The 9,197-nt window shown below is 72.2% G+C and carries 10 protein-coding genes; 6 read left to right on the forward strand and 4 right to left on the reverse strand.

The annotated features are described in order from the left end of the window. The first annotated feature begins 83 nt into the window (after positions 1-83). Both ACWGPF_RS08365 and ACWGPF_RS08370 read left to right on the forward strand, forming a co-directional pair. Positions 84-1,160 carry a mechanosensitive ion channel family protein gene (locus ACWGPF_RS08365; RefSeq protein WP_452332391.1) on the forward strand — a complete coding sequence of 359 codons (1,077 nt, stop codon included), beginning with the start codon at positions 84-86 and terminating at the stop codon, positions 1,158-1,160. Then, positions 1,157-1,579: a globin gene (locus ACWGPF_RS08370; RefSeq protein ID WP_452332383.1), complete on the forward strand. Its 423-nt coding sequence runs from the start codon at positions 1,157-1,159 to the stop codon at positions 1,577-1,579. The genes ACWGPF_RS08365 and ACWGPF_RS08370 overlap by 4 nt, the downstream gene beginning before the upstream one ends. A 17-nt stretch (positions 1,580-1,596) precedes the next feature. On the opposite strand, the gene ACWGPF_RS08375 is transcribed toward ACWGPF_RS08370, so the two are convergent. Continuing rightward, entirely contained in the window at positions 1,597-2,259 is a 663-nt protein-coding gene (locus ACWGPF_RS08375; RefSeq protein ID WP_452332384.1) for a hypothetical protein, read from the reverse strand. A 94-nt stretch (positions 2,260-2,353) separates the two neighbouring features. Here ACWGPF_RS08375 and ACWGPF_RS08380 point away from each other — a divergent pair, with 94 nt between their 5' ends. Beyond that, a complete protein-coding gene (locus ACWGPF_RS08380) occupies positions 2,354-3,196 on the forward strand; it encodes an acyl-CoA thioesterase (protein ID WP_452332392.1) in 843 nt (280 codons plus the stop codon). A 3-nt stretch (positions 3,197-3,199) separates the two neighbouring features. Here ACWGPF_RS08380 and sufU read toward each other — a convergent pair whose 3' ends face one another. The 3 genes from sufU to ACWGPF_RS08395 all read right to left on the reverse strand — a co-directional run bounded on the left by sufU (position 3,200) and on the right by ACWGPF_RS08395 (position 5,448). Beyond that, positions 3,200-3,634, reverse strand: a complete 435-nt coding sequence (gene sufU, locus ACWGPF_RS08385; protein ID WP_452332385.1) for a Fe-S cluster assembly sulfur transfer protein SufU — start codon at positions 3,632-3,634, stop codon at positions 3,200-3,202. After that, positions 3,631-4,896 carry a SufS family cysteine desulfurase gene (locus ACWGPF_RS08390; RefSeq protein ID WP_452332386.1) on the reverse strand — a complete coding sequence of 422 codons (1,266 nt, stop codon included), beginning with the start codon at positions 4,894-4,896 and terminating at the stop codon, positions 3,631-3,633. The genes sufU and ACWGPF_RS08390 overlap by 4 nt, the downstream gene beginning before the upstream one ends. Before the next feature lie 69 nt (positions 4,897-4,965). Continuing rightward, positions 4,966-5,448 carry an acyl-CoA thioesterase gene (locus ACWGPF_RS08395; protein ID WP_452332387.1) on the reverse strand — a complete coding sequence of 161 codons (483 nt, stop codon included), beginning with the start codon at positions 5,446-5,448 and terminating at the stop codon, positions 4,966-4,968. A gap of 402 nt (positions 5,449-5,850) precedes the next feature. Between ACWGPF_RS08395 and ACWGPF_RS08400 the strand changes: the two genes are divergently transcribed. The 3 genes from ACWGPF_RS08400 (at position 5,851) to ACWGPF_RS08410 (ending at position 9,157) form a co-directional block, all read left to right on the forward strand. After that, positions 5,851-7,173, forward strand: coding sequence for a quaternary amine ABC transporter ATP-binding protein (locus tag ACWGPF_RS08400; protein ID WP_452332388.1), 1,323 nt, complete (start codon positions 5,851-5,853; stop codon positions 7,171-7,173). After that, on the forward strand, positions 7,173-8,150 hold the full coding sequence (locus ACWGPF_RS08405) for an ABC transporter permease (protein WP_452332389.1): 978 nt from the start codon (positions 7,173-7,175) through the stop codon (positions 8,148-8,150). Before ACWGPF_RS08400 ends, ACWGPF_RS08405 begins: the two co-directional genes overlap by 1 nt. A 101-nt stretch (positions 8,151-8,251) precedes the next feature. After that, on the forward strand, positions 8,252-9,157 hold the full coding sequence (locus tag ACWGPF_RS08410; protein ID WP_452332390.1) for a glycine betaine ABC transporter substrate-binding protein: 906 nt from the start codon (positions 8,252-8,254) through the stop codon (positions 9,155-9,157). The last annotated feature ends 40 nt before the right edge of the window (positions 9,158-9,197 follow it).

Below are 9,197 nucleotides of genomic sequence, written 5' to 3' on the forward strand. Positions count from 1 at the left end.
GCCCACCGAGACGCGACGCACAGCGGGCCCCGATCGGATCCTGAGGATCCGGTCGGGGCCTGCGCTCTACCATCGAGGGGATGATGACGACAGCGACCGACACGGATGTGACCGACCCCGGCTTCTGGCAGAACGTGCTGGCGAATCTCGCCTCCTTCGGCTGGGATCTCCTGCAGGCGGTGGTCGCCGTCGCGGCCTGCGTGCTGATCGCGTGGCTGCTGCGCTTCCTCATCCGGCGCGTCGTCAAGCGCATCGTCGAGGGCGCGAAGAGCAAGGCGAAGGTCGACGACACGCGCGCCCTCGAGCGCTCGCCGCTCGCGTCCGTCCGCGTCGTGCAGCGCACCCGCACGCTGGGCTCCATCCTCACGAACATCGTGAACGTCATGATGGTGATCGTCGCCCTCGTGCTCGTCTTCTCGATCCTCGCGCCGAACGTCATCACGTCGCTGTCCCTCCTCACCGCGGCGGTCGGCGCGGGCCTCGGCTTCGGCGCTCAGAACATCGTCAAGGACGTGCTCAACGGCATCTTCATCGTCGCGGAGGACCAGGTGGGGATCGGCGACGTCGTCGATCTCGGGCTCGCGACGGGCGTCGTGGAGTTCGTGAGCGTGCGCATCACGCACGTGCGCGACGTCAACGGCGTGCTCTGGTACGTGCGCAACGGCGAGATCACCCGCATCGGCAACATGACGCAGGGATGGTCGCGCGTCGTCCTCGATCTCACCCTCCCGAAGGACGTCGTGCTGGAGGACGTCGAGAGCCTCCTCACGACGACGGCGCAGGGGCTGGCACACGACCCGCGCTGGCGGTCCCGCGTCATCGGCGAGCCCGAGGTCTGGGGCCTGGAGTCGCTCGAAGGCGAGACGCTCGTCATCCGGCTCGTCATCAAGGCCAAGCCGACCGCGAAGGACGACGTGGCCCGCGAGCTCCGTGAGCGCCTGCGCGCCGTGCTCCTCACGGAGGGCATCGACGTGACGGGGATCGCCCGCGCCACGCTCGAGGGCGCGGAAGGCGCTCTGCGCGTGCGCGGCGCCAACCCGCCCACGCTCACGAGCACGCTGCCGGAACGCCCCACCTGGCGTCCGCGCACGCCGGATCAGCCGACGCCGGATCAGCCGACGGCCGACGGCCGCGGCGACGAGAAGGAGGGCGACGCATGAGCGCGACCCACGAGCTGCGCCCGCCGGGCGTGGGGACGTTCTACGAGCAGGTCGGCGGGCGGGCGACGTTCGCGAAGCTCGTCTCGCGCTTCTACCGCGGCGTCGCGGAGGACGAGGTCCTGAAGCCGATGTACCCGGAAGAGGATCTCGGCCCCGCCGAGGAGCGGCTCCTGCTCTTCCTCGAGCAGTACTGGGGCGGCCCGACGACGTACGGCGAGACGCGCGGCCATCCTCGCCTGCGGATGCGCCACGCGCCGTTCCACGTCAATCCCGACGCACGCGACCGGTGGCTCCAGCACATGCGCGACGCCGTCGACGAGCTCGGCCTCTCCCCCGTTCACGAGGCGACGCTGTGGGACTACCTCGAACGCGCCGCGCACGCCATGGTGAACACGTTCGAGCCGACTCCGGGACGTTGAGCCGACCCGGGGCGCGGTCAGCCCTGCCCGGTCGTCCGGACCGGCGTCAGGCCGACGGCGGCCGGCCCTCGGCTGAGGATGTGCCCTCGGTCCAGCGTGATGCGCGTCCAGCGGCCCGCCGTGGACACGCGGGCCTCCTCCTCGCCGCCGATGAAGCCGAACGAGAACGCGGCGAAGGCGACGCCGCGAGGCAGATCGGCCAGTTCCTCGTCCGGCTCGCCCCAGATCGAGCCGCGCACGGTGCGAACGATCTCCTCGCCCGCCCGATCCGGCAGGGCGTGGGCGACCGCCGCGATGCCCCATTGGGCGCGGCTCGCGAGCACGGCGGCCGCGAGGCGCCCGGAGGGCGACCATCCGCCGCGCGGGGGCGACACCCCGGCCCATGCCGGAGCGAGCGCCGTGTCCGGCAGGGCGAGCGCACGCGGATCCTCCGTCTCCGCGAGCGTCGCGACGGTGAGGTCGCACTGCAGCTCCGGGTCGGCGCGCAGCACGCGCAGCGCGAGCACGGTGGGCGTGCGATCGAGGAGACCCTGCGGCGCGAGCGGTGCCGCCGTCATGACGAGGACGCCGTCCGCCGCCTGCAGGCGCACACCGTCGCATCCCGCCTTCTCGGCGCGCCCCGCGAAGGTCAGCGCGTCCTTCGCGGTCCGGTCGTCGGCGAGGAGGAGGCGTGCGGTCACCCGCTCTAAACTAGCAAGGCGCGCCCACGAGGCGCGCCATGCGTCGAACGGAGAACCTGTGACCATCGACCCCTCGCTGGACGACCCGGTGCGGATGATGCTCGACGTCATCGCGCTCGAGCAGACCGAGGCCCGCACGCACGAGGACATCTTCCTCGGCCGGTCCCACTTCATGCCGGGCGGCCGGGTCTTCGGAGGGCAGGTGCTCTCGCAGGTCGTCGCGGCGGCGGCGCGCACGCTCCCCGACGACCGGTTCGCGCACTCGCTGCACGGCTACTTCCTCCGTCCTGGCGACGTGACCAAGGACATCACGTTCGGCGTCGACCGCATCCACGACGGGCGCTCCTTCGCCCGGCGCCGCGTACAGGGGTACCAGGACGGCGTGCCCATCTTCTCCGGCATCCTCTCTTTCCAGGACGCCGATGCGGGCTTCGAGCACCAGATCCCGATGCCGGACGTGCCGGGCCCGGAGGACCTGCCCGACCCCGCCGTCGAGGCGGAGCGCCATCCGCAGTCGAAGCGCCTGCTCGCGGCCAATCCCATCGAGGTCCGGCACGTCGAGGGGAGCCTGCTGCGCGAGGCCCGCGGCGGCGCCCGCCCGACGCAGGCGGTGTGGACCCGCGTGCGTCGGCCCATCGGCGAGAGCAGGCTCGTCCATCAGGCCGCTCTCGCGTACCTGAGCGACTACACGATCCAGGAGCCGCCCCTGCGCGGCGCGGGACTGTCGTGGTCGACACCCGGTCTCAAGGTCGCGAGCCTCGACCACGCCATGTGGTGGCACCGTGAGGGGCGCGCGGACGAGTGGCTCCTCTACGTGCAGGAGTCGCCGGGTGCCCAGGGCGGACGCGGGCTCGCGACGGGCCGCCTGTACACCCGGGAGGGCGCACTCCTCGCGACGGTCGCCCAGGAGATCATGGCGCGCGTCCCCGCGGGGTGAGGCTCAGCCCGCCTGACGCAGATCGGCCTCGAGCGCGACCCAGCCGAGCATGGCGCACTTGATCCGCATGACGTACTTCGCGACACCCTGCAGCGCCGCTGCGTCGCCCAGCTCCTCCGAGGGCTCGACCGCTCCGCGCGAGCGCAGCATCTCGCGGAACTCCGCGATGCGCGCGATCGCCTCCTCGCGCTCGGCGCCCTCGAGCAGGCCCGTCATGATCGATGCGGAGGCCATCGAGATCGAGCAGCCGTGGCCATCCCACACGATGGCGTCGAGTCGCTCGCCGTCCAGCGAGACGCCCACGGTGATCTCGTCGCCGCACGACGGGTTGAGCTCGTGATGAGTGAAGGGCATGCCCGTCGGGTCGCCCTTGCCCTCGGGGTTCTTGGAGTGGTCCAGGATGAGCTCCTGGTAGAGCCGCTGCAGGTCGGCGCTCATCGGTCGGCCCCGAAGAAGCCGCGGACCTCGCCGAGCGCCTCGCCCAGCGCGCGGATCTCGTCGGACGTCGTGTACACGTAGGCGCTCGCTCTCGTCGTGGCGGTGACGCCGAGCCGCCGGTGCAGCGGCTGGGCGCAGTGGTGTCCCGTGCGGACCGTGATGCCCCGGTCGTCGAGGAACTGGCCGACGTCATGCGCGTGCACGCCGTCGACCGCGAAGCTGACGAGTGCGGCGCGGGCCGACCCCGGAGCGGGGCCGACGAGGCGGACGCCGGGGACCGCCGCGACGGCCTCCACGAGCTCGGCCGCGAGATCCGCCTCCCTCGCGTGCACGCCGTCCATGCCGAGGCGGGAGAGGTAGTCGACGGCCGCTCCGAGCCCGACCGCCTGCGTCACCGGCTGCGTGCCCGCCTCGAAGCGGTGCGGCGCGGGGAGGAACTCCGCCTCGTCCATCGTGACGGTCGTGATGGTCGATCCTCCCGTCCGCGCGGGCGGCAGCTCGTCGAGCAGCTCCGCCCTTCCGTACAGCACGCCGAGTCCGTTCGGGCCCGCCATCTTGTGCGCGGAGAACGCGGCGAAGTCGACGCCGAGCGAAGCCAGGTCGACGGACAGATGCGGTGCCGACTGGCATGCGTCGAGCACGGCCAGCGCGCCCACCGCGTGCGCGGCGTCGACGACGTCCGCCACGGGGGCGATGAGCCCGGTCACGTTCGAGACGTGCGCGAACGACACGACGCGCGTCCGGGGCGAGAGCACCGCCCGGAGGTCGTCGGTCGTCCACAGCCCGTCGTCGTCGACGGGCACCCAGCGCAGGGTCGCGCCCGTGCGCCTGGCAAGACGCTGCCAGGGGATGAGGTTCGCGTGATGCTCGGCCTCGGTGACGACGATCTCGTCGCCCGCGCCGAGCGCGAACCGCTCGCCGCCCAGGCCGGCCGAGGCATCGGCCATCCCCAGCGCGACGACGTTGAGCGCGTCGGTGGCGTTCTCGGTCCAGACGATCTCGCGATCGCCGGCGCCGGCGAACGCGGCGACCTTCTCGCGGGCGGTCTCGAACGCGTCTGTCGCCTCGCCCGTCGCCATGCTCGACCCCCTGTGGACGGCGGCGTACTCCGTGCGCGCGAACGCCGCCTCGGCGTCGATGACGCTCGCGGGTCGCTGCGCCGTCGCGGCGGAGTCGAGGTACGCGCGCTCGGGTCGTCCGGCGATGCCGGGGAAGTCGGCGCGCACGTCGGCGACGAGGCGGTCGGACAGGGTCTCGGGCATGGCGGTGCTCCCAGAGGGGGATCGGAAGGGCGTCTCCCAGTCTCTCACCTGAGGAGCGGGCGGGGGCTGTCAGCGGCGCGTGAAGGCGACCGGCTCCTCGACGTAGGGCTCCCACGCGGCGCGCATGCCGGGGTCGAGCCGGACGGGGCGCCCCGTGCCGATGTCGACGAGCACGACCACGGCGTCGGCGCGCGCGTACAGCACCGGCTCGTCGGCGGCGTCGCGGCCGTGCACCTCGTAGCAGACGTCGATGCTCGACCCGCCGAGTCGGCCGATCCACAGCTGCACGTCGAGCGGCCGATGCCCGTACGGCACCGGGCGGAGGTACTCGATGCTCTGGCGCGCGACGAGGGTCACCACGCCCGTCGGCGTCCCCAGCACCTCGGGAGCGAACACCGCGGTCGGCGGCACGTCGGATCCGGAGTCCTCGGCGCGGAAGAACGCGCGGACCCGCGCCTCCTCGAGCAGGCGCAGCATGGAGGCGTTGTTGACGTGCCCGAAGGCGTCGAGGTCTCCCCACCGCAACTGGATGGGCACGTGCACGCGGGTCATGCGGCTCCTGTTGGACGGCCGTCCGGTCACGATCAGGTAACGGATGGCAGGACGGATTCGGCTCCGACGATACCCCGTCGTGGCCCGCCGTCATGCGGATCGCGGCGGGTCGCGGGCGCGCGCACGCGCGCGAGGGACCCCCTCGACGCCTTTGCTAGGGTCGTCGGGTCCGTCCCGCATGCAACTCGGCGGCGGACATCACCGCCCGGCGACGCGTCCGACACGACCGCGCGGTGGCCCGCCCAGGACCGCGGATGCCGCCTCGCGCGGCGTGCGTATGGCCGACGACCAGCCGTCACCCGGCGAGCTGGGAGCCCGGTGCCTCTGCCCGGCTCCGTCTGCCCGGACCGCTACCGATGACCGAACGCGGATGTTGCACACCGACGCAGCCGCGCTCGGCGCATGGAGAACGTGACCGAGAACGACACGACCACAGCCCTGCGCGCAGAAGGCCTCTTCAAGGTCTTCGGGCGCCGCCCCGCCGACGCCGTGGAGCGCCTCCGCTCCGGCACCCCGCGCGATGAGCTCGACGGCGCGACCGCCGCCGTCATCGACGCCTCCTTCGAGGTCCGCCGCGGCGAGATCTTCGTCGTCATGGGCCTGTCCGGCTCCGGCAAGTCGACCCTGATCCGCATGCTCAACGGCCTCCACGATGCGACGGCCGGCACGATCGAGATCGGGGGCGAGCGCATCACGGGCATCCCGGCCGCTCGGCTCCGCGAGATCCGCCGTGACCGGGTGTCGATGGTGTTCCAGCACTTCGCGCTCCTCCCCCACCGAACCGTCGCCGCCAACGTCGCGTACCCGCTCGAGCTGCAGGGCGTCGCCCGCGCGGAGCGGCTCGCGAAGGCGGCGGAGATCCTGCGCCTGGTCGGGCTCGACGGATGGGGCGACACGCTCCCGTCCGAGCTCTCCGGCGGCATGCAGCAGCGCGTCGGCATCGCGCGCGCCCTCGCCGCGGACACCGACATCCTCCTCATGGACGAGGCGTTCAGCGCGCTCGATCCCCTCATCCGCCGCGAGATGCAGGACCAGCTCCTCGAGCTGCAGCAGACGCTCGGCAAGACCATCGTCTTCATCACGCACGACCTCAACGAGGCCATGCTCCTCGGCGACCGCATCGCGGTCATGCGGGATGGACGCATCGTGCAGATCGGGACGCCGGAGGACATCCTCACCGACCCCGCCAACGACTACGTGGAGCAGTTCGTCCAGGACGTCGATCGCGCGCGCGTGCTCACGGCGGGGAACGTCATGGAGCGGCCCCGCCCTGTCGTCGCCGAGGGCGCGGGTCCGCGCACGGCGCTGCGGACCATGCGCGACGCCTACACGTCGGCGACGTACGTGGTCGGACGCGACCGGCGCCTCGCCGGCATCATCACCGATCGCGACGCGATGAAGCTCGTCCGCCGCGGCGAGAGCTCGCTCGCGTCCATCCTGAGGCCGGTACCGCAGGCCGTGGGGCGCGACGACGTCCTGATGGACCTGTTCGTGCCCGCCGTCGAGTCGCCGCTGCCGCTCGCGGTGACGGACGAGCAGAGCCGGCTCGTCGGCGTCATCCCGCGGGTCACGCTGCTCGCCGCTCTCGGCCCCGGTCCCGGGGCGACGGAGGAGATCATGCTGCCGCAGCAGCCCATCCCGACGACCGTCATCGACCAGGTGCTCGCGGAGGCCGACGCCGCCGACGTCGCTCTGACGGGTGCGGCAGCAGAGGAGGTGCGCTGATGGACGGCTTCATCCGGATCCCGCTGGGCGATGTCGTCGCGACCGCCGTCGACTGGCTCGTCGCGAACGCGCAGGGCCTCTTCGCGGTGCTGCGCGCCGTGTTCACGGGGATGTACGACGCGCTCTACACGGTGCTCGGCGCCGACTACTTCTGGATCGTGCCGGGCACGCTCGCCGTGACGGGCATGTCGGTCGTGGTGATCGTGTTCGCGCTCGTCGCGCTCCTCGCACGCGGATGGGTCTTCGCCGTCGGCACGACGGCCGGGCTCCTCTTCGTCGCGTCCGTCGCACAGTGGGACAACGCCATGGCGACGCTCTCGCTCGTGATCGTCGCGACGTTCTGGGCGCTCGCTGTGGCCATCCCGCTCGGGATCGCCGCCGCGAGGAACGACCGGGTGTCCGGGGCCATCCGCCCCGTGCTCGACTTCCTGCAGACGATGCCCGCGTTCGTCTACCTCATCCCCGCGCTCCTGCTGCTCCGCGTCGGCGTCGCGCCCGGCATCATCGCGACGATCGTGTTCTCGCTCGCCCCCGGCGTGCGCCTCACCGAGCTCGGCATCCGCGGCGTCGACCGCGAGGTCGTCGAGGCCGGGCAGGCGTTCGGTTCGACACCGGGCCGCATCCTCCGCCAGATCCAGCTGCCGCTCGCGCTGCCGACGATCATGGCCGGAGTCAACCAGGTCATCATGCTCGCCCTGTCGATGGTCGTCATCGCGGGGATGGTCGGGGCCGGCGGCCTCGGCGGCGACATCTACGCGAGCCTCGGACGGCTCGACACGGCGCTCGGCGTCGAGGCCGGACTGTCCGTCGTCGTCATCGCGATCATCCTCGACCGCCTCACGGGTGCGTTCGGGAAGCGGCTCGGGCTCTTCGCGCGCCTCTCCCGCGCGGTCGCCACGCGTCGGAGCGCAGCGGCGGGCGCCGTGCCGGACGCCCCCGCGCACACGGAAGACGCGCCGCTCGCGGCGGTGCGCTGATCAGACCTGCGGGCTCCGCCATGGAGCCCGTGGCACCGGAGCTCAGCCGGTGCATCCGGGCGGCGGGAGAGACTCTCCCGGCTCGAGGAAGGAATCACAGCATGAACAAGCGGATCCTGGCGCTCGCCGGGCTCACCTCGGCGGCGGCGCTCTCGCTCAGCGGCTGCGTCGCGACGGCCGAGCAGGTCGCCGGCGCGGACGGCGGCGACGGATCGTCGCAGGGCACGATCACGATCGCCGAGTTCAGCGGCTGGGAGGAGGGCATCGCGACCTCCGAGCTGTGGCGCGTCGTGCTGGAGGACGCCGGCTACGACGTCGAGATCGAGCCGGTGGACGCAGCCGCGGTGTTCCAGGGGCTGTCGGACGGCGACTACGACATCACGACCGACGTCTGGGAGCCCGTCACGCACGCCGAGTACCTCGACCGCTACGGCGACAGCATCGAGAAGATCGGCACCTGGAACAGCGAGTCGAAGCTGACGGTCGCCGTGAACGAGGACGCGCCGATCGACTCGCTCGCGGACCTCGCGGAGAACGCCGACGCGTTCGGCGGGACGATCGTCGGCATCGAGCCCGGCGCCGGCCTGACGGGCGTGATGGAGTCCTCCGTCATCCCGGCCTACGGGCTCGAGGGGATGGACTTCCAGACGTCGTCGACGCCCGCCATGCTCACCGAGCTGCAGGCGTCGATCGACGCCGGCGAGAACGTCGTCGTGACGCTCTGGGAGCCGCACTGGGCGTACTCGGCGTTCCCGATCCGCAATCTGGAGGACCCCGAGGGCACGCTGGGCGACGCCGAGACGCTCAGCACGTACAGCCGCGAGGGCTTCGCGGACGACTTCCCCGAGGTCGCGGAGTGGCTCGCGGCGTTCGAGATGGACACCGACGTGCTCGCGGACCTCGAGGACGTCATGTTCAACCAGAACGCCGGTGCGTCGGACTGGGAGCCCATCGTGCGCGAGTGGGCGGAGCAGAACGCCGACTACGTCGCGGGACTCACGAGCTGACCTGCCCCGCTGCACGACGACGCCCGTCCGGATCTCCGGG

The organism is Microbacterium sp. NPDC055683, assembly GCF_053617895.1.

Bases quoted from the DNA above. Each gene is read 5' to 3' on its own strand.
- ACWGPF_RS08405 (WP_452332389.1), top strand. From the start codon at position 7,173: ATGGACGGCTTCATCCGGATCCCGCTGGGCGATGTCGTCGCGACCGCC.
- ACWGPF_RS08365 (WP_452332391.1), top strand. From the start codon at position 84: ATGACGACAGCGACCGACACGGATGTGACCGACCCCGGCTTCTGGCAG.
- ACWGPF_RS08390 (WP_452332386.1), bottom strand. From the start codon at position 4,896: ATGCCCGAGACCCTGTCCGACCGCCTCGTCGCCGACGTGCGCGCCGAC.
- ACWGPF_RS08400 (WP_452332388.1), top strand. From the start codon at position 5,851: ATGGAGAACGTGACCGAGAACGACACGACCACAGCCCTGCGCGCAGAA.
- ACWGPF_RS08395 (WP_452332387.1), bottom strand. From the start codon at position 5,448: ATGACCCGCGTGCACGTGCCCATCCAGTTGCGGTGGGGAGACCTCGAC.
- ACWGPF_RS08370 (WP_452332383.1), top strand. From the start codon at position 1,157: ATGAGCGCGACCCACGAGCTGCGCCCGCCGGGCGTGGGGACGTTCTAC.
- sufU (WP_452332385.1), bottom strand. From the start codon at position 3,634: ATGAGCGCCGACCTGCAGCGGCTCTACCAGGAGCTCATCCTGGACCAC.
- ACWGPF_RS08410 (WP_452332390.1), top strand. From the start codon at position 8,252: ATGAACAAGCGGATCCTGGCGCTCGCCGGGCTCACCTCGGCGGCGGCG.
- ACWGPF_RS08380 (WP_452332392.1), top strand. From the start codon at position 2,354: ATGATGCTCGACGTCATCGCGCTCGAGCAGACCGAGGCCCGCACGCAC.